Below are 23211 nucleotides of genomic sequence, written 5' to 3'. Positions count from 1 at the left end.
GCAATCGCCACCGCAATTCCACCGTAATAAAACGCTTTCCCGTTTCCGCGTGATTCACTCCACACTGGAAAAGCATCCGGCATTGCTGTAAAAACAGGGGCATCACCAATGTGCATCGCGTAAGCTTACTGCTCTCCAGCCTGTCCACCCAACATGAAACCCGTCTACGAACAACTCGTCCCGAAAATGGTCGCCTGTCAGCGGGTGAAAGGCAAAAATTTCGGCTGCCAGTGGCACTTCCATCCTGAGATGGAACTGACCCTCGTCCTCTCCGGCGGCACCCAACGCTGGATCGGCGACAACATGTCCCCGTTGCGCGAAGGCGACCTCACCTTTCTCGGTTCCAACCTTCCGCACGATTTTCGTAACGACCCCGCACCCGGCGCTCCCTTTCACGAAGTCAACGCCGTCAATGTTCACTTTCATCCTGAATTTCTCGGCACCAACTGGCTGCAATGGGCCGAGATGAACAACATCCAGCGCCTCTTCCAACAAGCCGCCCACGGTTTGCATATCACGGGTCGATCCCGCGAGTTGGTCTCTCAAATCATGATCAAGATGCTGCGCACCCAAGGCATCAAACGCCTCATCCTGCTGCTCGAAATTCTCCAGGAACTCAGCACCTCACGCAGCCTCGTGCGCATCGCCTCACCCGGCTTCTTCCCCGAGCTGCAAGTGTCCGACCAGGAACGCATGGGCTTGATCACTTCCTACATTCACGAGCACATCGAAGACCCCCTCTATCTTACGGATGTCGCCCGTCACGCTGGCATGAGCGAAGGCACCTTCAGCCGCTTTTTTCGCTCCCTCACTCGCAAGACTTTCCCTGCCTATCTCAACGAACTGCGCGTTGCCCGCGTATGCCGACTGCTCACCGAAACCGACGCCACCGTGACTGAAATCGCCATGAACTGCGGTTTTGATTCCATGGCCAACTTCCAATCCCAATTCCGCCGCCTGCACGGCTGCTCCCCCAAAATTTACCGTCAACGCGCCATGAGCATCACCCCCATGGCACCAGGAACTACCTGATTCCTCACCACCAATAAACACAAATCCTCACGAATCAGTCAGCTCAGATTCCTGGAACTGTTTTTAGAAAATATTCGTGTGAATTCGTGTCCATTTGTGGTTCAAAAAATCTCAAATCCTAAGAAGCAATCACCTTCGCGACCTGTGAGTGGATCTGCTTCAAGCGTTCCAATCCACCACCACCCACCTCAGCGGAAATCCAGCCTCCTTCATAGCCAACTTCATCCAGCGCTTTCATCGTCGCCGCCCAATCGATCTCATCACCGTCCTCGCCGATCTGAACCTTAAATCCGGCCCATGGACCTTCCTTCATGTGTTTGGTCGTTGAATAACCTTTGATGTCCAGTTTGAAAGTGCGCTTGCCCAGCGCCTTCACCCAATGGTCCGGCCATCCGTATCGGGCCAGATTGCCGAGATCGAGAAACCATCCCACATGCGGATCGCCAATCTCATCCACAAACCTCACCGCATCCAGCGGACTGATAAAGATGTTATTCCACACGTTCTCCAACGCGATCTTGATGCCCGTCTCCTTCGCCACCGGCAACACCTCACGCGTCGACTTGATCAACGCATCATAAACCGCTTGATAGGGCAGATCCTTGTTCACCACCCCTGGATACATCAACACCGTCGTGCCGCCCAGTTCCTTGCACTGACGCAAAGCTTTCGCCATCGTTTCGACCCCTTCTACACGCGCTGCCTCATCCAATGCGCCCATGGCTCGACCACCCTTGGCACACACGATCCCCGGCACCACCAGTCCCGTTTCCTTGGTTGCGGCGATCATTTCCTGAACCATGGATTCTTCGAATGGCCCATCAGGCTCAATGCCATCAAAGCCCGCCTCCTTGGCCAGCTTGAATTTCTCCAACACCGTTTTGCCTTCGCTCACCATGCCGTATTTCACCGCGATTTTGATGGAGCGTTTTGAAGCCGGCGCTTGGGCGATCAAGGATGGCAAAGGCAACGAAGCCGCTGCCAAAGCAGAACTTCCGGATACGATAAAAGAACGACGATTCATAATGTGCGATTCGATGACTAACTATTTCTCCCTATCTGAGTTCATCTGAAGAAATCGGTGTCCATCGGTGTTTAAATCCGCAGTTTCTGACTCGGATTATCTCAGATGACCACCGATTGACTCAGATCCAATCAACCAAAAATCAAGCTTTCTTGCCGGGCATCGGCATCGGGGTTGGGGTAAAAGAATCGCCCCAGCCCAATGAGTCGGGCGCAAGATCTTCCTCGCTGGCCACCGCCTCATCCCAGGTAATCCGCTTGCCAGAATAAGCCGCCATCCGCCCCATGATCCCAAGCATCGTGGACTGCATCATCCATTCGCCATCATTGACCGTTTTGCCTTGGCGAATCGCGGCAAAAAGCTCGTCGTGCTCCACCTGATACATGTTCTTGTCCTCGCCACGAAAACGCCAGCGGTCCGCGCCTTCTATCACCGGTGACGATCCACGACCAATCACCAGACTGCCTTTCGAACCACGAATCACATCCATGTTTTCATTCTGACACCCCGCCATCTGACGCGAGCCCAAATGCGCCATCACCTGATTCGGATATTCATAAGCCACATGAAAATGATCAAAGATGTTGCCGCCCTCGGCCGGAATCTGACGTCCGCCCGTGGCCATGCAGGACAGTGGCTTGATGTCCTTCATCGCCCACGCGATTTTGTCCACGCTGTGGATGGCCTGCTCCACCAGACTGTCTCCTGACAACCACGAAAAGTTATACCAGTTGCGCACCTGCCACTCCACATCCGACCACTCCGGCTTGCGTTGCGCCGCAGGTGGCATGGGTTTCACCGGACCCGTGTAGTAAGTCGCAAAGTGACTGGTCACCTCACCAATCTGCCCATCATGCAAGCGTTTGAAAGCCTCGCGACGCGATGGACTGTATCTCCAGCAATAACCGGCCACCACATTCAAATTCTTCTCCTTCGCTTTGCGCACCGCTTCAAGCGCCATGCGACAGCCTGCCGCATCCACCGCCATCGGTTTTTCAGAGAAAATGTGTTTCCCCGCCTCCACCGCCTGCTTCAAATGCAGCGGTCGAAACCCCGGAGGACTCGCCAGCAACACCACATCGCAAAGGTCGATCACTTTTTGGTAAGCATCCAATCCAATGAACTGTCGATCCTTCGGCACATCCACACGCCTGGCAAATTCATCACCCAGCATTTTGATCGTGTTCTCTGCCATGTTCGGCATCACACCCGCCACGGCGTAGAGCGTGGTGTTATAGTCCGCCGTCAATGCCTGCTTCGCAGCACCACTGCCCCGACCGCCACATCCCACCAAACCGATTTTCAAGGTCTCGGAATTGCTGGCATCCGTCGCCGTAGCGCGACTGGAAACAAAAGGAAAAGCCATGGCAGAAAAGGCTGCGCTGCTCGTGCCGAGAAATTGCCGACGGGTTGAATGAGAAGGCATAGAGAAAGGATTCGAGGTTGAATGAGTGGCAAACGGTGAGTCCATCATTCCGAAATAACCGGTTGGTGGCCCCCATCACGTAGAGAGGTTACCATTCAGGTCGCGAAAGTTGCTTCCGTTTTTCTGGCGAAACAATTCGTTAATCCGCAGGCATGGGCAACCCGCCAAAAATGGAAAATTCTCGCACGCATTTATCGAAAGGAGTGGGGACATTCCTGTCCGCTGCGGTGTCCGTCAGGCGTTCGCCGCAAAAAATAAAGGACAGGAATGTCCTTGCTCCAACAAAAAGACCCCGTGGATTGCTCCACGGGGTCTGATTCGATCAATTAATCAATGAATGAAGTGATTACTTCTTCTTGGCAGCTTTCTTGGCTGGAGCCTTCTTGGCGGACTTCTTCGCAGGAGCAGCAGCGGCGTTGGCGCGCTTCTCTTCGATCGCAGCCTGGGCGGCGGCAAGGCGGGCGACAGGCACGCGGTAAGGCGAGCAGCTGACGTAGGCCAGGCCGACGTTGTGGAAGAATTTCACGGAGTCAGGATCACCACCATGCTCACCGCAGATGCCGAGTTTGATGTCGGGACGGGTGGCGCGGCCTTTTTCGATCGCGATCTTCACCAACTGACCAACGCCGGTCGCGTCAAGCGTGGCGAAGGGGTTCTTCTTGAAGATTTCGTTCTCGGTGTAAGGCATGAGGAAGTTGCCCATGTCGTCGCGGCTGATGCCGAGAGCGGTCTGGGTAAGGTCGTTGGTGCCGAAGCTGAAGAACTCAGCGGTCTCAGCGATCTCATCAGCGGTCAAAGCGCCGCGAGGCACTTCGATCATGGTGCCGACTTGATAGCTCAGCTTGATTTTCTTCTCCTTCTGCACTTCAGCGGCAACGCGATGGACAACAGCGACCTGGAGGTCGAGTTCCTTCTTGAAGCCAACGAGCGGGATCATCACTTCAGGCTTCACTTTGATGCCTTTTTTCTGCACTTCAGCAGCGGCTTCAAAGATGGCGCGAGCCTGGGTCTCGGTGATCTCAGGATAAGCAATCCCAAGACGGCAACCGCGGTGGCCGAGCATTGGGTTGAACTCATGAAGAGCGTTCACGCGTGAGGCAACCTTCTCCTTGGTCAAACCAAGCTTGGTGGCAAGCTCGGCCTGTGCCTTGTCGTCATGAGGAACGAACTCGTGCAACGGAGGATCGAGCAAGCGGATGGTGGCTGGAAGGCCTTTGAGGGCCTTGAAGATACCGATGAAATCTTCACGTTGATACGGAAGAATTTTGGCAAGCGCGGCGCGGCGGCCCTGCTCGTCTTCAGCGAGAATCATCTCACGGACGGCGTCAATACGATCACCTTCAAAGAACATGTGTTCCGTGCGGGTAAGACCGATCCCTTGAGCACCGAAAGCAATCGCTTGCTCGGTTTGCTCGGGGTTGTCAGCGTTGGTGCGGACGGCAAGACGGGTGGCTTTCGAGCACCAATCCATCAAGGTTTTGAACTGCTGAACTTTTTCGGTTTTGGCAGCCACTTTGTCGCCTTTAAGCATGCCAAGGACGATCTGCGAAGGACCGGTTTTGACCTGACCACCATAGATCGTGCCGGCGGTGCCGTCGATGCTGAGGTAGTCTTTGCCTTCCTTGAAGACCTGACCGGAGATGGTCACGGTTTTCTTGTCATAGTCGATCAACACGGCGCTGGCACCGCAGATACAAACTTTGCCCATCTGACGTGCGACAAGCGCGGCGTGGGAGGAAACACCACCCTTGGCGGTAAGAATACCGGCGGCGGCGATCATGCCACGCAAGTCTTCTGGCGAAGTTTCGTTGCGAACCAGGAGAACGGTTTCCCCTTTTTCAGCAGCGGCGGCGGCGCGGTCGGCGTTGAGGTAGATGATGCCGGAAGCAGCACCAGGACCTGCAGGCAGACCAACGGCAAGCGCCTTGGCTTTTTTGATTTCAGCAAGGTCGAAGTCAGGAGCAAGAAGCTGCTCAAGCTGATCAGCCGGGTTGCGCAAGATGGCGGTTTCCTGGTCGATGAGTTTTTCTTTGACCATGTCCATCGAGAACTTCAACGCAGCGGCAGCGGTGCGCTTGCCGTTACGGGTCTGAAGCATGAACAACTGACCTTTCTGGATGGTGAACTCGACGTCCTGCACATCTTTGAAGTGTTTCTCAAGGGTCGAACGAACTTTGAGGAGTTCCTTGTAAGCCTTGGGCATCACGTTGTTCAATTTGACCACTGGATCAGGCGTGCGAACGCCGGCAACCACGTCTTCGCCCTGGGCGTTGATGAGGAATTCACCATAGAATTCGTTGACGCCGTTGGCAGGGTTACGGGTGAATGCCACGCCGGAACCGGAGTCGTCGCCGGTGTTGCCATAAACCATGGCCTGCACGTTGACGGCGGTGCCCCACTCGGAAGGAATGTTGTATTTACGGCGGTAAACGATCGCGCGATCGTTCATCCAGGAACCGAACACCGCACCTGCTGCGCCGCGAAGCTGATCCCAAACGTCGTTCGGGAAACCTTTGCCGGTGCGCTCTTTGACAAGGGCCTTGAAGCGCTTGACGAGTTCTTTCTGGTCGTCGGCGGTCAGGTCGGAATCGACGATGTCCTTGTGATAGACTTCGTGTTTGAAGGTTTCGATCACCACTTCAAACGGCTCGTGGTCTTCGCCTTCGCGCTTCTGCACGCCGAGGACGACGTCGCCATACATCTGGATGAAACGGCGGTAGCAGTCCCAAGCAAAACGTTCGTTGTTGGTGGCTTTGGTGAGGGCTTCAACGGTCTGGTCATTGAGACCAAGGTTGAGAACCGTGTCCATCATGCCGGGCATGGAATCACGCGCGCCGGAGCGAACGGCGACGAGCAAAGGCATGCCGGTGGTGCCGCCAAATTTGGCGCCCATGATTTTTTCCATGTTTTTGACGCCCGCGTCCATCTGGGCCTGAAGGCACTCCGGATAGGTGCGCTTGTTGGCGTAAAAATAAGTGCAGACTTCGGTGCTGATGGTGAATCCAGGAGGCACTGGCAGCTGGATAAGAGTCATTTCGGCAAGGTTTGCGCCTTTGCCGCCTAGAAGTGCTTTTTGCGATCCGTTCCCGTCAGCCTTGCCGGCTCCCCAGGTGTAAACATATTTGATCGACTTGCCGGCGGCCTTGGTTGCTTTTTTAGCCATATCTGAGTGGGCCACGCAGGGTGGCCGAGTGTGTGTGTTGTTGTTGGTTGGGTGGTTCAGCCCACAGAGCAGGCTGGAATTTGAACCGCCAAGAGTATGGGGCTGCGTGAAACTGTCAAACACCTTTGCTCGATAGTTGCAGTTCAGCACTTGACAGATTGAAAGTTCTTTGCGTTTCCCCACGCGGCGATGGCAGGCCTATTCTTCGCTATTGACGCCGCCGCCCGTTTTCCATTATTCTATCAATATTCGAGTTATCGATACAGCATACATAGTATTCCATCATACCCAGCCAGGCTCTGCAATTTCCATCCCATGAACATTATGAAACTCGCCTCCCTCAGTCGTCGGCAATCGTCCGCATTCACGCTGATCGAACTGCTGGTGGTCATCACCATCATTGCCATTCTCGCCAGCATTTCCGTTCCTGTGGGCGGCAAGATCATGGAACGCGCCAAAATTCTCCAGGCGAAAACTGCCATGAAGGGCATTGAAATCGCCATCAACGGTTACCGCACCGAATACAACCGTATGCCACTGGCATCAACGGCTGGTGAAAGTGATACCGCAGAATACCTCACCGACTCAACCGGGATGCCGCTTTTGGCCGCTTTGATGGCCCAGGACCCCACCAACAACCCCCGCCAGATCAAATTTTACGAACCCCCTTCTGCCAAAGGTGGAGCCAATGGTTATGTGCAGGATGGTGAAGGCGGCGGCGGCGGGCTCTTTGATCCGTGGTCCAGACCCTACACCATCGAAATTGATTACAGCGGTAATGGCCAGATCCCCAACCCTTTCGCGGGAACCGAGGGCCACACCGGCGAGCCGGAAAATGTCAGCGCAAGCGTCATCATCTATTCTGACGGTCCCGATGAGACCCCACAGACCAAAGATGACGTCAAGTCTTGGAACTAAGCTCCAAGCCCTCGCAATCAGTTAATTTTTGAAGAAAACCGCAGGGCAGTCCTGCGGTTTTTATGTGCCCGGCCTTCACGATCGCTTTTCCCTTCAAATGCAATCCAAATCACGCAACAATGTGTTTACTTTGCAAACTGGCCCTTTTCCTGCAAACATCTGCTCATACAAACACCTTCCCCCGAAGTTTCGCCCTCAACCAGAAGTCAGGCTACTGAACGTTCAATACCATTTTGCCGACGGTGCGTTCCCTTATCCCAGCATTTCGCTCCTGCCGAACCCTGCCTAAGCCGAGGGGATACACCCTTGTCGAGATATTGGTCGTCATCGGCATCATCAGCGTTTTGATGGGAACCGTAGTCAACATTCCCGGAATATTGACCACCAATCGACGCGTCTCCGCACTTCAAGAAATTGCCGCCGTGCTTGAGCAGGCGCGATCCCAGGCCCTGCGCGGAAATGGCACCATCTACGTCGCCTTCAGCCCGCTCACCAGCAGCGGCACCCTCGAACCCTGCCGTCAATATGCCATGTTTGAAGAACCCGAAACCCCGGGCAGCGACATCCGCCAGATCGGTGAATGGCGCAGCCTCCCCGATGGTTTGATTTTTCACCCCGACGCCACCGCTGCGGGCACGCCGGGAACATGGAGCAATCTTTACAAGGCCGGAACCGAAGCCGAAAAAGCCTTCAAACTTTTCAACCAAGAAGAGATCACCATGCCCACCCTCGGCTTTGGTTCCCTGGGTGAGGTCGTCTTTCCCGGAGAGGGTGTTCCCGGTCCCTTTGCCATTGTGCTGGCCGAGGGGGCCATCGACGGCACCCGCGCCTCCGTTCCCAACGCCCATTCCAATCTTTCCCTCGAGGTGCGACGCAGCAGCGGCAAAACCCTCCTCAATCCCGGGGCCGTTCCAGCCCCCTGATTCCCCTCACTTCATTCCATCATGAAACCTCACCATCATCAACCGGGCAGCCACCGCGCAAGACGATCAGGTTTCACCCTCACCGAAACGCTCATCACCGCGACCATCGTCTCCAGCGCGTTGCTCACGGTCATCGGACTTTTCTCGACTGGACTCAACATTGGTCGCGACAGCACCCAAACCACCGCCGCCTCGCTCCTTGCCCGCCGCATCGCCGAAGAAGCCGCGCTCGCCATCACCACCGCCCCCATTGACGTCCCCTTAACCGGCACCGGCACCTACACCAGCTCCCTTACCCCCATCGAGTCTGACCCAGGGGCAACTTCAAACCCGACACAGGCCGCCTACATTGCCAACTGGCAGACCAACGACGACAGCGGCAATCCTGACAGCCCTCTCGCCCCGGGCGTTCAGTTGCTCGTCGTCACCGTCGAATCCCCCGCCTCCGTCCCCGCCGCGAACCGCAAAATCTACCGCTACGCCACATTGGTTCAAAAATCCCAGGCACCGCCACCGCCATGAGCCTCCATCGTCCAGCGTCCAAGCATCGACCCTGTCACGCGCCCGCGTTCACGCTGGTCGAGTTGCTCATCGCCATGGGCGTCACCTCCATCATCCTCGTCACCCTCCTGCAACTTTTCAGTCAGGCGATGACCGCCTGGACCAGCGAATCCAAACGCGAATCCAGCCTCCGCGAAGCCCGTAGCGGCCTGCGAATCCTCGCCGACGACCTCGCCCACCTGCACCCCCTCCCGCCCGGCCCCACCACCCCCGACAACCGCCAACGCTTCATCCTCATCCCGCCAAAAGGCGACAACGTCGATTACAAATCCACCTCCTTCGCCTTCCTCCGCACTTTCCGATCCCATCGCCGCTCCTCCACCCAGCCCGAAGGCGGCGACCTCAAACTCGTTCTTTATACCGTTGCCCTCAGCACCGACAGCAACGGAGCCACCAGTCAGAAACTCTGGCGCCTGGAATACAATCCTGAAGAAACCTTAAAGCGCATCGAAGCCCATCTCACCGACCCGGCCATCCCGCTCGTTGATGATGCCGACTGGGAAAATTTTGTCAGCCCCGACGGCATCATTCAACCCGGATCCGACGCCCTCGGCCATCCCGAACCCATCATCTACGATCTCATCCGCTGCGCCATCACCCCCCTTGAAATTGACGGCACCACCGGCACACCCACCCTCAAGCCTGCCGACCTCCCATGGGACGAAACCATCGTCCCCAGCCACCTCGAACTCACCCTGCGTGTCACCAACCGCGCCACCGCCTCCCTGCTTTCCACTGTGGATGACTGGAGCGGCCAAGGCAAACACGCCCATCTCCTCATCGGCTCCGGCGACACACCCCTTGATCCCGAAGACGATCCCGAGGTGCGCACCCACACCCTGAGATTGCGCCTGCCGCAAAGCAACTTCCTCCTGCCATGAACGTCGACCTCACGCGCCAATCCCGGTCCAGGCGGGCAAAAGCACCCGGCGGCTTCAGCCTCGTGCTCACCCTGATGATCCTTGCCGCCGTCACCATCGTCGTCGTCAGCCTCTTCACCACCACCGTCAGCGAACGTGCCAGTGCCACCAGTCACGAAGCCGTCGAACGCGCCGAACTCGCCTTGCAGGCCGGACTTACCCAAATCAGCGGACTCCTCACCGACATCACCAGAGACGACCAGTTCCTCATCCTTCAAAAAGACACCGGCACCGATGCCAACGGCCGCACCAAGACCCTCCTCATGGGTGCAAGACCGAATGCCGACTACAGCGCGTGGACCTACACCCCGCTCAGCAGCGGCTATCGCCATCTTGAAGTCTTGGGCACACCTGTGGTGAAAACACTCGATTTCTCCCCCAAATCCAACGCCACTTCAGCCAGCGACACGCTTCGCGTGCTCCCCTGGCAGGCCCAGCCCGATGTCTATTGGGAAACCTACGACGACTCCGCCACCAACGCTCTTGGTGAAACCCGTTCTGCCCCCCACACCAGCTCCCGTTTCGCCTTCTGGATCGAAGATCTCCAGGGTCTCCTCAATCTCGAAGCCGCCGGCAACAACAACGACATCACCAGCGGCGCCGAACCTCGCCACCAGCGCACCCCCATCTCCGCCGCCACTGACAACCTACCCGTCGTCCCCGGCCTCAATCTCACCAACCTCAACCAACCCCTCCTCAATCAGTCCGCTCTTTACACGCTCATCGATCCCGCCGCCTCGGAAGACAGTGGCGGCATCGACTTCGACAACTGGCTCATCTCCCGTCGCAACGCCCTCATCAGCCCCGGCATGTGGAAACAAATCGTCCTCGACGAAGGATTCAACAGCGACTCCCTCAAGCGGCTCCCCACTGGCCTGTTTCCGGAAGATGAAACCTACAAAAACGCCGCCAACCTCATCGAAGCCAACACCATCACCGGCGTGCGTCCCTACGAAGAGCAACCCCTCATCCCCGGCTATCCCGTCGACCATGGTTTCGCCGGCCAGGGCAGCCTCAAACTCAACCTCAACCAAGTGCTTGCCGACCTCAAATCCGGCACCCTCACGTCTGAAGTCGCGGTCATCACGATTGCCCAGCACATCCGCACCCATCTTCCCAAATTCGAAGAACGAGCCGGAGGTTTCCCCTTTCCCGAAGGTGGCAACACCGAAGAAAAACGCTTCGGTTACCTCAAGGCCCTCGCCGCCAGCATTATTGACTACGCCGACGAAGACAGCCAGTCCACCATCAAAGAAGGCGAATATCGCGGGGTTGATTCATTTCCCTTGGTCAATGAACAATGGCAACAATTTCGAGTCGAGCGCGACGAAATGTTTGAAGGCAACTTGATCATCTATTTTACCTATTACACTCACCTCGAACTTTGGAATCAAACCAATAAAACCGTGAGAGGAAAAGTTAAGGCCGCACTCAAAGCAGGTATCGTAGTAGGTGGCCGCGGTTCGATTGATCTGCACGACAGCCTGGACGAGGTTACAGATATTGAAAAACCAGAACGCGACCCCGATGACAACCTTGTCTGGCTGCCCGAAACTGATATTGAGCTTCAACCCAATCAATTCAAACTGATATCCATCCCTGTAAACTACAAATTCAATGTCGGCTTGGGAGCGCGTGGCGACAATATCGAGTGTCTCGAAGATCGAAATAGTCGATACTATTTGAAGTTTCAAGAAGAAGGAACAACTGGGTTCACCCTCATAGACCGCCCGGGTGGCTTTCTTGAGCGCAACGAACGTAACATTCACTATTCGGGTGCCAGCGGCACCGCAGTCAGGCAGGCGTTCAATACCACAAGTCCTGGAATGAGCTATGGGCTCTCCACCAATAGCAACGACTATCGAAATAATGTAAGCGATCCCAGGTCCGCCTTCTACATCACCTCTATTCAATCGTTGGTGAACTATGAAAGAGGCAGTTCACCTGGCGGTCGCAATCTCCGCCGCAGCAGTGGGAGTGGCACGCCGCTGATGAAGGGCGTGATTCACGGCGAACAACTGATATCAAAATGGCCCGATGGAGGTCACGATGTCGAACCCGCCCACAGCACCAATCCATACACCACCAGCAAGGCTCCTCATGAGGAAGCCAAATGGGAGCCCTTTAAATCTACCAACAACCATCCTCCGACCGAATCGGCGAAGGCATCACAACTGATCTCCAATTCAGGCAAATATTTCAGCGTCACAGAACTGGGTAACATTTTCGATCCTCACATGTGGGATCCCGATGGGGGGTCCGAAACCAGCACCGTTACCTGGCAAAACTTCGTCGACATTGGCAGCATTGCTACGCCCTCGTCTTCCTACTGCGGTGGCAACACTCTGCGGATCGGGCGGCCCGAACACACTCGCTGGCGCCCGGATTTTCGAGCCACTCCAGACCCGGCTCGCCAAAAAGATCGTCGGCACTCTGCGTCGGCGCTGTTGGATGTTTTTCATGTGGGAGTGCCGACCTCCACTGATCAAAACGTCCTCACCGGTGACCTGGTCACGACACTGCCCGGACAGGTCAACATCAACACTGCCACCAAAGATACCCTCCGTGCGATTTTTGCAGGTCCGGTCAAAATGGACTCTGTTGCCTTGCCTCCCAATTTGAAACCCCCGACTCAAACCAACCAAGCTGACCTCCTTGCTCAAGCTGTGATCGACTGCCGTCCTTACCTCTCGAATGCTGAATCGGCAGAAAAAGTTCAATTGTTGACCAATGGACAATTCACCGACAGGCCCTGGTTTGGTAGCAAGGATGACACTTTGACGGGTAACTCCATTGTTGAAGTCAACGATCCAGCCCTTGAGGAATTTTTTGCAAGGCTCTATAACAACGGCACTGTTCGCAGTCGGAATTTCCGCATCCTTCTCACCGGTCAAGCTTTGCGTCACACCCCCAGCGGGGATGTCATGGTTGAGGCGACCCGCTCCCGCTTATACCATGTCTTCATCAAGCCCGAACGGGCCGCCGACGGGAGCATCGTCCGACAACAAATTCAGATCACCTATGCGCGCAATCTGTAACCTTTTCATCTTGCTATCGGTCTGGCTTCCCACCATCGACCTCTTGTCGCAGGAAGAACTCAATCTACCTTTAGTCCGAACCGGATTCAGAGTTGTCAATGCTACCGGGTTGCCAGAGAACATTTTCTTTAAGGTTGACGGGAAAATGCTGAATCCCAAAGGCTTTGCGACCGGAAAACGCACAGGATTGATGGGCCTCGGTGCAGGAAATTTTAGAATCACAGCCGACCACACCATCAAGGGTGATGCCTCTCTCGACCTTTCACTCAGCGAAGGCAATCAAACATCTGTCATTCTTTTCCTCGAAGAGAAAGAGTCGAAGGAAGAAACTGAAGCTCCTCCAGAGAAGATACTGACATTTTATTCTTTGCCATCCCGAAAACCCGGGTCGGATAATCCTTCTTTAACGATTGTTCAGCTGACACAAAGGGATGTCTTAGGAATCAAAGTCGGGGACATCAATTTCAATGTTGAAAGGTTAAAGCCGCAAACCTATGAACGACCCAAGAGTTCTGTTCAGGAGCCGTCCATCCAAATTAGGGGCAAACAGCTTTGCACTTACAACCTCGAAGAGAATCAAGATTACATCCTGGTCATTTACACCGCCATAAATGGTGAACTGGACTTTGTTAAATTTAACAACCCTCCCTGACCCCCGTAACCGCCTTTTACTCAATGCCTCATGACGTTAACATTCTTCCGGATGCTTCGATGCAAATTCTTCCTGTTTCTGGCCGTTCTTACATCGATAGGCCTCTCATCGCAGCTTCATGGCGAATCCGATCCACAAGCTAAGACCACTGTTCGTTTTATTAACTGCGTCGGCTCTGATGAACCCGTAGAATTTCATCTGAACAAACGCTCAACCAACGTAGTCGGCTATGCAGCCGGGAAATCTAGCGGATGGATCGGCGTCCCCCCTGGGAAGAAAAGCATCAGAGCCACTCATCCAACACTTGGAAGCATCAACTTCTCAATCTCTCCATCTGAAGGTGAAAGCGTGGCCATCATCGCGCTGCAAAAGCTAATTCCCTCCGTTAAACCGGGTGGTCCGTCGACCACCAAGTTGCGCTATTTAACTTTGGTTTTCCCCGCTTCGGCTGAGAAGGCCCGAAACCGACAAATCAAATTTCTCTCAGTGCTGCCGGTTCCCAGTGTCGAGTTGGTCAGTGAGGGCTTTCCGCCTATTGTTCTGGAACAGTTCAAGCCCAAAGATCAACCTGTGCCAGCCAAGATAGGCATGACCGCCCAATTTGCGTGCCAAGAACAAATTTTGGCCACTCTCAATTTCGAGGCTGCGCCATCTCACGCCGTCATCATCTACGAAACTCTTGAAGGATCTCCTTCTGCAATCAACTTTCACCAGCCTGAAGCCAAAGGGAGACCATGAAGCGTATCGGACATTGACCATGCGCTTTCCCCGTTGCATGAGATGTAGGACACCTCATGACCTCTTCGTCGCATCAGACCGACTGGCACGCCATCCGCGCCGACTTTCCCATTCTCAATCAGGAGGTTCGCGGCCATCCGCTCATTTATTTCGACAGTGCTGCCAGCTCGCAAAAGCCACGTGCCGTTCTCGACGCTCTCCTCCACTACTACGAACGCGACAACGCCAATGTCCACCGTGGACTCCATGAACTCAGTTCCCGTGCCACCGAGGCTTACGAAAACGCCCGCAGCAAGGTCGCCCGCTACCTGAATGCCGCTACACCCGAAGAAATCGTCTTCACCCGTGGCACTACTGAGGGCATCAACCTCGTCGCCCAAGCCTGGGGATCGCGCTTCGTTCGGGAGGGTGATGTCATTCTGCTCACGGAGATGGAGCACCACAGCAACCTCGTCCCCTGGCAACTTCTTGCGCAGCGGACCGGTGCCACCCTCCGCTTTATCCCCGTGAACGAGGACGGAACGCTCGACCTCACCGAACTGCCTTCGCTGCTCACGCCCGAAGTGAAAATCTTCGCCTTCACCCACATCTCCAACTCCCTCGGGACCATCAACCCCGCCGCTGAGTTGATTGCCGCCTCCCACGCCGTTGGTGCCATCACCCTTCTCGATGCCGCCCAAAGCGGCGGGCACCTTCCGCTGGATGTCCAGGCCCTGAACGCTGACTTCGTTGTCATTTCCGGTCACAAAATGTGCGCTCCCACCGGAATCGGCGCCCTCTACGGAAGCGCCGAACTGCTCGAAGCCACCCCTCCCTGGCATGGTGGCGGCGAGATGATTGTCAGCGTCGGTTTTCAGTCCAGCACCTACAAACCCGCCCCCTACAAATTTGAAGCCGGCACTCCCAACATTGCGGGCGCGGTTGGTCTTGGCGCGGCCATCGACTACCTTGAAGCCATCGGGCGAGACGCCATCTTTGCCCACGACGCTGATCTCGCCGCTTATGCCATGCGACGCCTGCGCGAACTGCCCGACCTCCGCATCCATGGTCCGGAAAGACGCGGCGGACTGGTCGGGTTCACCATGCCGGCGATTCATCCTCACGATCTGACCACCTATGCCGACCGCTACGGGCTCGCCCTGCGCGGCGGTCATCATTGCAACCAGCCATTGATGAAAAAATTCCGGCTACCCGGCACCACGCGCGCCAGCTTCTACTTCTACAACACGAAAGAAGAAATCGACCGCATGACCGAAATTCTTTTCCAGGCCCACCACTTTTTCGCGTAACAATCTCCGACTGCGTCTGCTTTTTTAAATCTCAAATCTCAGCCTCCCTTGAATCCCGACCTCGAAGATCTTTATCAGCAAGTCATTCTCGACCATTCGCGTCGACCAAGGAACTTCGGGGAAATTCCGCCACCTGTCATTCAGGTGCATGGCGACAATCCTTCCTGCGGCGATGAAATCCAGCTCTTCGTCAAATTTGCCGACGACGGCAGCATTGAAGACATCAAATTCACCGGTCAGGGCTGCGCCATCAGTCAGGCCTCTGCCTCCATGATGACCCTCAAAACCAAAGGCAAATCCCGCGAAGAGGTCACCACGCTCCTTGCCGCTTTTCATCATCTGCTCACCCATCACGAAGACGAACCCGCCGAAATCCTTGGCGACGTGCAGCTCCTTCAAAGCGTCTGGAAATTCCCCCAGCGCGTCAAATGCGCCACCCTCGCCTGGCGGTCTCTCGAACAAGCCCTTGCCACCGACAGCGCCAGCGACGCTTCGGTAACCACGGAAGCTGGCCCAGGTTAGCCCGGCCGTCAGGGACGGGTCATGCGTTCGGCGACGACCCATTGGTCGAACTGTTCGGCGGTGAGGTGACCGCTTTCGATGGCGGCGTCGCGCAGGGTGAGGCCTTTTTTGTGGCCGAGCTTGGCGATGGCGGCGGCTTTGTCGTAACCGATGTGCGGATTGAGGGCGGTGACGAGCATGAGGCTGTTGTTGATGTAGCCGTCGACGGTGGCGCGGTTGACGGTGAGGCCGTCGAGGCAGTAGTCGGCAAAGCTGCGCATGGTGTCGGTGAGCAGTTCCACGCTATGCAGGAAGTTGTGGATCATCACGGGGTTGAAGACGTTGAGCTCGAAGTTGCCCTGGCTGGCGGCGAAGCCGATGGCGGCGTCGTTGCCCATGACTTGCACGGCAACCATGGTCATGGCTTCGCTTTGGGTGGGGTTGACTTTGCCGGGCATGATGGAGGAGCCGGGTTCGTTTTCGGGAAGCGAGAGTTCGCCGAGGCCGCAGCGGGGACCGGATCCGAGCCAGCGAACATCGTTGGCGATTTTCATCAGCGAGGCGGCCAAGGTTTTGAGGGCACCGCTGGCGAAGACAAATTCGTCGTGGGCGCTGAGGGCGGCGAATTTGTTCGGATGGCCTTTGAAGGGGAGGTTGGTGAGTTCGGCGACTTTGGCGGCGGCGCGGTCGGCGAATTCGGGATGGGAATTGAGGCCGGTGCCTACGGCGGTGCCGCCGATGGCGAGGTCGCGGAGGCCTTCGAGGCTCTGTTCGATGCGGACCATGTCGCGGTCGATCAGGCTGACGTAGCCCCCGAATTCCTGGCCGAAGGTGACGGGGGTGGCGTCTTGCAGGTGGGTGCGGCCGACCTTCACGATGTCGTTGAATTCGAGGCGTTTCTTTTCGAGGGCGTCGCGGAAGTATTGGGCGGCGGGGAGGAGTCGGTGGGTGACTTCTTCGACAGCAGCGATGTGCATGGCGGTGGGGAAGGTGTCGTTGCTCGACTGCGACATGTTCACGTGGTCGTTCGGATGAACGGGCGTTTTGCTGCCCATTTCGCCGCCGGCGATTTCGATGGCGCGATTGGAGATGACCTCGTTGGAGTTCATGTTGCTCTGGGTGCCGGAGCCGGTTTGCCAGATGCGCAGGGGGAAGTGGGCGTCGAGTTTGCCGGCGATGACTTCGTCGGCGGCGGCGATGATGAGCTCGCATTTGTCGGCGGGGAGTTTGCCGAGGTCGGTGTTGACGATGGCGCAGGCTTTTTTGAGCGTGCCCATGCCGCGAATGACCGCGCGGGGCATGGTGTCTTTGCCGATGGCGAAATACTTGAGCGAGCGTTGGGTTTGGGCACCCCAGTATTTGTCCTGGGCGACTTCGATGGGGCCCATGGTGTCGGTTTCGGTGCGGGTCGGAACGGTGGCGGTGCTCATGATAGTTGTGTGTGTTTTAGGATGGCGTGGGAGGGGGTAGAGTCAAACGGGGATGGGGGATGTTTCGAGAGGTTGAGATGGGGTAGTCGTGCGACTAGGCCAGTTCAGTGCCAGAGGGTTTGCAAATAATCCCAATGTCGGGCGTTATCAAATCGCCCCAAGTTGTCATCGACTGTAACAATCTTGCAATGCTCCGTGCCTCCATTTCTGGGACCGCGCAATCCGCGACCCACCATTTGCATATAGCGGACTCGGCTGAAGACCTGCCGCGCGATCAGGATCATGTCTGTCTTTGGTGCATCGAAGCCAGTTGTGAGGACGCTGTGATTGCATAGCACTTTGATTCGACCGTCTTTGAAATGCTCCAGGAAAGATCGTCGTGCAGATGACGGTGTGTCGCCGCTGATTGCAGCTGCGGTGATTCTCCAGAGGTGCAACCGCGCCGCCATTTCGCTGGCATGAAGCACTGAATTACAGAAGAACAAAATGGATGTGTTTGCATCCTCCGCCACGCGTCGTGCAACAGCATCCAATAGCTGGTCATTACGCTTTTCATCAACGGCAAGGCGCTGATTGATTTCTTCCAGGAGTGTAATTTCTTCGGGATCTTCGTCGGACGCGATGCGGTTTGCTAGTTCTTCAAGTTTTGCCCTTAACGCGCTAGGAAGCTGAGTTTGAAGGGGGAGAGGTTCATGCTGCTCCTCGGCCAGCACACGGTCGCTGCGAAGCTTTTTGTATAGATCTCCCGGATCATTCGGCAAGAGCTTGTTATCGAAGCGGTTGGCTAGCCATCTTGTTTCCGACTCATCGGCCCCTCGAAATGGCGTCGCGCTGAGACCGATGATGGCAGGTTCTTCATGCTCGGGTTCATGCTGGGATTTGCCTTCGGCACTGAGCCATCTCAGCACGTTGGTGTAGCTCTTGGTAATAGCATGATGGCATTCGTCGATAATCATCATTCCTGTCTTGTTGAGCCATTCCAGATCGGGGCTGCCAACACGAACGCTCAGGGTTTGAATCGAGGCAATGACCACCGTGGGTCTGTCGGGTTCTGGCGTGCGAGGATTGGGGTTTCCACCCCACATGCGGCAAATCCGTAGGTCGGTGCTCTGTGGCCCGAGATTGACCCAGACTTGCCGGAATGCCTGAACGGCCTGTTCGCATAATTCGTCAGTCTGCGCCACCCACAGCACTGTTCTATTGGTGCCTTCCAGATTTAGGATGAGTTCAACCGATGCCTGGACGACAACTCGAGTTTTGCCACCGCCTGTCGGGAGACTGACGACCCCGCGTCGTCTGCCAGTGCCGTTTGAGATGATCTCGCGGAGTCCTTTATAAACTTCCTCTTGGTAATCATGCAGGGGCGGGAGTTTGATCGGGCCGCTGATGAATTCTTCTGCATCGCGCTTGGCTGTAGAAGATGCGGCAAACTCGGAGCCAAAGCCGATGCTTTCAACAAATGCCCGCCCTTCATTAGAACTCCAACGTCCTGGTGGTTTGAGGCCATTTGCCTCAAGTGCGCAGTGGAGCTTTGATAGTGTAGCGGTGCCGAACAAGGCCAGAACCACGTCAGCCAGCTGCTCTCCAGTGAGTTCATCCAGAAATGTCTTTCCCCGCAGATCACCAAGAATATCGAGTAATCGTTCTCGGTTGCGGCCAACGGCCTCAAACAAGCGTTCCGGTAACTTGGCACATTCCCGAACTTTTCTCCGCTGGTCTTCAACTTGGCCATCCCAGAGTTCCTTGAATGCCGCTTGCGACTCCAGCTTCAACCAACCCGCACCAGCCAGCTCAGCGAGCAGGATTTTTAACATTTCTGATCGAGGTTTGCTGCTCAGTTGGTTTCTATCCACCAGCAAAATGTCGTTCCAGAACAGGCATGGAATAGATTCTCCATAGCCGTCTAAACAAAGTTCGAGGTTCGAGACGGACTGACAGGTTGCGTCGCCATGGCAATTCTCGTGCAGGACGATGCCAAGCTCTGGAAAAACTGTGGTCAAGGGTGCCGGAGGCGTGGTCGATTCAAATCGAGGTTTCAACAGATGATCAAGATTTTGTGCGCCACGCTCGATCCATTTGGTGAGCGTTTTGGCATCCAAGGTTACCGCGAGCCTTCCGCTCGTTCGGGCACGCAGCGCCAGTTCCGGTGACTCTGATACAAAAATTTCTTGTAAAGAAACCGCTCCGTTCTTCCATCGCAATGTCGAGGGAACTACTTCACTATTTGCAGCGGCACTCCATAAGTCATGGAGTGTATCATCTGCGAGAGCTTCAGGAGTAGCGCTGATTTCAATGAGTGCTTTCCATAATTCCTGGCTATCTTCAAGTGTGGCCGAAATGAGAGGTTTGGCGCGCGCGAGAACTTCGGTCGCAGGCGAAAGGCGATCCCAGTCGGGAATTAGGGAAATGCTTGGCGTATTGCGATGTTGAACCAAAGCGGAGACTTTGACGGTGCTCTTACCAATCAATATGTGACCATGCTTGCAGATGAGCCAGGGCAAAGGAGGAGGAACCAGGATTTTCGGGTAACGATCTGGAGTTGTTGAATGACCAAATTCGATTGGCTTCGCGAACTCGCTATCGGGCAATCGTTTCAACAATGCCTCAGTCAGTTTGGCATTTGCTTCTCCGCGAAGACTGGTGACTAAGGTCCATCCTCTAGGCATATTGAGCCCTAAAGCCTTCAGATAATAACTTCTCGGGCGCTGGTCACCCCGCGCACGGTATTCTGACTGACATTCAGATAGCCATTCTGATAACACCGCTTCATTCTCGCTTAGAACTATATCTTGATGTCCGATCAAACTTCGTTCTTGTGGAAAACTCGTGACACCGATTTTAGCGAGCATCGCACCGTCGTCTTTGTGTATGTCCAAGTCCACCAGCATGAGTTTGTTGGACTCGTAACGGTCATCTTCACTGCCGAGCATGCCCGTGAGCAGGACTTCATCTGGAGGCACCCAATGGCCGTCACGACGTTTCACTCGCACTTTATCCCTGTTTACAGCCAAAAATCGGTCGCAGACGTTCGTTGGTGCCGTTCTGAGTTTATTCCAAAGCTCGCACCATGGCCTATCTGCTGTGCGTGGTGTGCCAATCGCGTTTAGGGCCTGCCACAGTAACTGTATCCATCGCTGTTCATCCAGGGCACGAACTTTCATCACTTCAGTCACGAGTCGCCTGCCTTCGGAATCTCGAGACAGGTGAAATGCAACCAGCGGCAATCCTGGGGCATTTTCAGTAGTAGGTGACAGGCACAACTGGTTTGGGAGCATCAACTCACCGGTCTCGGATGGGATGATAGCAAGCCTCACGCGGTCAGTATCCCACGCTTGCTTTTGGCAGGCGTTGGAATAGGCCTCCGCCAGTTTCAGCACCTTTACCGAAGTTGTAGGATCTGAAGAGCGAATATCTGCAAACCAATCTGCAACGTTGCGGCTGCGGAGGTAGGGGCTCTGATTGGGAACTGGCGCTTGCGCGTTAAAACGATCAGCCAGTGCCTTCAACCGGCTAACTCTGTCGCCGCTCAGGTAGCATGTCGGATGAACCATCTTTGCCCGTTGTTCAGATGATGCGAGGGCTGCCCATTCATATGCAAGTTCTGGTTTCTCAATCGGATGCCGCCAAAGGTCAGAACCACTTCGGAGCTCGGCTTGTGCTGTAGCATCCGGAATGATGGGTGTTTGCACAACTGATTCCCAGACAGCGGTCACGAGTGGTGCGGCAATTTCATCGCTTCGTTCGAGCTGCCGAGGAAAGTTGTCCAGCGGCTTTCCGGGATCATCGTCCGTTCTGAGGGTTGGCAGAGTATCGACAATAAGTTGTGCCGCTGCAACCATCAACGCTTTATTCCATTCTCCTCCGATGATGGCATTTCGGTCGCTGTTGAGCTTCCACGGCGCGTTCAAGATGCCAGGAAGTCGTGTCTGGGTGTTGGTTGGAAAACAGAACCAAAATCGCCCCGTCTGCTCACGTTTGCTGTCGAGTGGCAAGGCCCATGCGACCGGGACTGCGTCACGCTGATGAATATGGGTGGCGTCATTCTTGGCTGATTCGTCTGTGACGCGCACATCTCGCTGCTCGACCCGCCAACGTGTTGACTGTTGTCCATCATGTAGCAGCACTGTTCCGTCGATTTCCTTGGTGGTGTGGAGTTCGCGCACCAATCCCAAACCATTGTCCAGACGGAGGGACACCGGCATTGGCAGAAATAGGAGAAACTCGGCTGGGAAGGATGCCATTTCCTCTTCCAGATGCTTCAACACTTCAGGAGCATTGATCTCTGCACGGATTACCGTTGTGGCCCAGTTCCAAAGTGCAGCGAGGCGCTGATCGTTTGAAATTTGCGATGAAACCTCCAGAACCCAAGACAAGCGCAAGCCGGGTGCGTCTCCGGGGCGAATGCTTTGCAGTTCTTGCCTGCACCTATTTGGATCAAAACGAAACGCTATGCTGTTGCTGAAAAGATCAATCTTGCCGTTCAATCTGAGGAGAGATTTGAAGCCAAGGCCGAAGCGACCAATCTGATCGCCGCGCTTCGTCGATGAATGAGAGCTGTGGAGGGTGTTGATGCCACCTTCTGACAGTGGGAGGCCTGTGTTGGCGACGTAGAGCGTGGATTGATCTATGATTACATCGATCCTACCTGTTGTCCGGGCAGCATGCTCTGGTGTAATTTCCTCTATCATTGCATCAACGCCATTCTGAACCAGTTCCAAGAGCTGCCGGTAGCCATACCCACCCGCGAGAACATTTTCCTCGATGCCGTGATGCTCCAAAATATCGGCAGGCTCAACTGCATAAGCTGCGAGCCTCCTTTCGTTTAGGCCATTGATAAAACCCACCAGATCGGTAGTAGCAGCATCGGCGTTGGGATCAAGATCAGACATCTTCGTTCTCCTCCTGATACTGCTCACGAATTTTCTTCAACGGGGTGCGTGAACCATCATCATTGATTCGTCTCCAGTGTTCCCAGCCATTTTGTGGGCGTCCGCTGATGTATTGTGCCGCCGATGACAGGGACGAAAACGCCATCCAGCCGTCTTGAGTGTTTGCCCTTATTCGGCCATCACCTTCAAGTTTGCCTTCGTAGACGTCGTGTTGTTTGGACCATTGCAATTCAAGACGATCATCAGTAGACAAGTAACCAGCATTCAGCAGATCCAGCGGTTCAACATCGTGGTAAGCGCGAGGGACTTGCTTTGCGGTATGCGTGCGAATTTTATTTCGTGTTATTCGGGATCGCTTGGAAAGTTCGGCAAGATATCTACACAGTTCTTCCACAGCGGGTAGAAGTAGGGTGGCCTCGGACATTTCGGCAAAGGATGCATCTCGTGCTGTCAATTCGCATTTTTTGTCCACCAACTCTGCTGGGATTGAGCCAACCCCCATCGCTTTCAACTGTTCGATCAATGCATCAACTCGTCGGAGTTCCTGTTTTTCCTGGGAGCTTAGGCCAGACGGGTGTTGCTCGGGCATAGCAATTGCATCGACTTGATCTAGCCAATGTCGAATGCCTTCGAGATGTTCTTGTATGGATTCCAAGGAGGTGCTCATGAGGTATTTTTTACGATGGCGTGCGAGAATGCTTGCGTCA

16 protein-coding genes are annotated in these 23211 nt (G+C 55.2%); 10 read left to right on the top strand and 6 right to left on the bottom strand.

From position 1 onward, the window contains the following. The first annotated feature begins 153 nt into the window (after positions 1-153). A complete protein-coding gene (locus tag FEM03_RS08685) occupies positions 154-1032 on the top strand; it encodes a helix-turn-helix domain-containing protein (protein WP_138085817.1) in 879 nt (292 codons plus the stop codon). 118 nt (positions 1033-1150) lie between these two features. On the opposite strand, the gene FEM03_RS08680 is transcribed toward FEM03_RS08685, so the two are convergent. The 3 genes from FEM03_RS08680 to ppdK all read right to left on the bottom strand — a co-directional run bounded on the left by FEM03_RS08680 (position 1151) and on the right by ppdK (position 6645). After that, positions 1151-2056, bottom strand: coding sequence for a sugar phosphate isomerase/epimerase family protein (locus tag FEM03_RS08680; protein ID WP_138085816.1), 906 nt, complete (start codon positions 2054-2056; stop codon positions 1151-1153). Between the two features lie 142 nt (positions 2057-2198). Then, on the bottom strand, positions 2199-3482 hold the full coding sequence (locus tag FEM03_RS08675; protein WP_240772717.1) for a Gfo/Idh/MocA family protein: 1284 nt from the start codon (positions 3480-3482) through the stop codon (positions 2199-2201). 346 nt (positions 3483-3828) lie between these two features. Further along, positions 3829-6645, bottom strand: coding sequence for a pyruvate, phosphate dikinase (ppdK, locus tag FEM03_RS08670; RefSeq protein WP_138085815.1), 2817 nt, complete (start codon positions 6643-6645; stop codon positions 3829-3831). Positions 6646-6834: 189 nt separating this feature from the next. Between ppdK and FEM03_RS08665 the strand changes: the two genes are divergently transcribed. The 9 genes from FEM03_RS08665 (at position 6835) to sufU (ending at position 16206) form a co-directional block, all read left to right on the top strand. Beyond that, on the top strand, positions 6835-7563 hold the full coding sequence (locus FEM03_RS08665; RefSeq protein ID WP_138085814.1) for a prepilin-type N-terminal cleavage/methylation domain-containing protein: 729 nt from the start codon (positions 6835-6837) through the stop codon (positions 7561-7563). Positions 7564-7805: 242 nt separating this feature from the next. Next, positions 7806-8486 (top strand): prepilin-type N-terminal cleavage/methylation domain-containing protein, encoded by a 681-nt coding sequence (locus tag FEM03_RS08660; RefSeq protein WP_166442734.1) that lies wholly within the window; start codon positions 7806-7808, stop codon positions 8484-8486. Positions 8487-8507: 21 nt separating this feature from the next. Continuing rightward, complete coding sequence (locus FEM03_RS08655) at positions 8508-9008, top strand: hypothetical protein (protein WP_138085812.1); 501 nt, start codon at positions 8508-8510, stop codon at positions 9006-9008. Then, entirely contained in the window at positions 9005-9928 is a 924-nt protein-coding gene (locus FEM03_RS08650; RefSeq protein ID WP_138085811.1) for a PulJ/GspJ family protein, read from the top strand. The genes FEM03_RS08655 and FEM03_RS08650 overlap by 4 nt, the downstream gene beginning before the upstream one ends. Then, complete coding sequence (locus tag FEM03_RS08645) at positions 9925-13005, top strand: pilus assembly PilX N-terminal domain-containing protein (protein ID WP_138085810.1); 3081 nt, start codon at positions 9925-9927, stop codon at positions 13003-13005. The genes FEM03_RS08650 and FEM03_RS08645 overlap by 4 nt, the downstream gene beginning before the upstream one ends. Positions 13006-13015: 10 nt before the next feature. Continuing rightward, positions 13016-13657, top strand: a complete 642-nt coding sequence (locus FEM03_RS08640) for a hypothetical protein (protein WP_138085809.1) — start codon at positions 13016-13018, stop codon at positions 13655-13657. Between the two features lie 30 nt (positions 13658-13687). Continuing rightward, positions 13688-14395 carry a hypothetical protein gene (locus tag FEM03_RS08635; RefSeq protein ID WP_138085808.1) on the top strand — a complete coding sequence of 236 codons (708 nt, stop codon included), beginning with the start codon at positions 13688-13690 and terminating at the stop codon, positions 14393-14395. Between the two features lie 56 nt (positions 14396-14451). Continuing rightward, on the top strand, positions 14452-15684 hold the full coding sequence (locus FEM03_RS08630) for a cysteine desulfurase (protein ID WP_138085807.1): 1233 nt from the start codon (positions 14452-14454) through the stop codon (positions 15682-15684). 48 nt (positions 15685-15732) lie between these two features. Beyond that, positions 15733-16206, top strand: a complete 474-nt coding sequence (gene sufU, locus FEM03_RS08625; protein ID WP_138085806.1) for a Fe-S cluster assembly sulfur transfer protein SufU — start codon at positions 15733-15735, stop codon at positions 16204-16206. A gap of 8 nt (positions 16207-16214) precedes the next feature. Here the strand turns inward: sufU and fumC are convergent, their stop codons facing one another. From fumC to FEM03_RS08610, 3 genes are all read right to left on the bottom strand, one after another. Further along, complete coding sequence (gene fumC / locus FEM03_RS08620; RefSeq protein WP_138085805.1) at positions 16215-17615, bottom strand: class II fumarate hydratase; 1401 nt, start codon at positions 17613-17615, stop codon at positions 16215-16217. Between the two features lie 104 nt (positions 17616-17719). Next, a complete protein-coding gene (locus tag FEM03_RS08615; protein WP_138085804.1) occupies positions 17720-22504 on the bottom strand; it encodes a DEAD/DEAH box helicase in 4785 nt (1594 codons plus the stop codon). After that, entirely contained in the window at positions 22497-23171 is a 675-nt protein-coding gene (locus tag FEM03_RS08610; RefSeq protein ID WP_138085803.1) for a DUF4357 domain-containing protein, read from the bottom strand. Before FEM03_RS08610 ends, FEM03_RS08615 begins: the two co-directional genes overlap by 8 nt. Between the last annotated feature and the right edge of the window lie 40 nt (positions 23172-23211).

Origin of the sequence: Phragmitibacter flavus, from assembly GCF_005780165.1 — a bacterium.
Lineage (GTDB): Bacteria > Verrucomicrobiota > Verrucomicrobiia > Verrucomicrobiales > Verrucomicrobiaceae > Phragmitibacter > Phragmitibacter flavus.
This window is presented reverse-complemented; position numbering and strand designations above follow the sequence as displayed.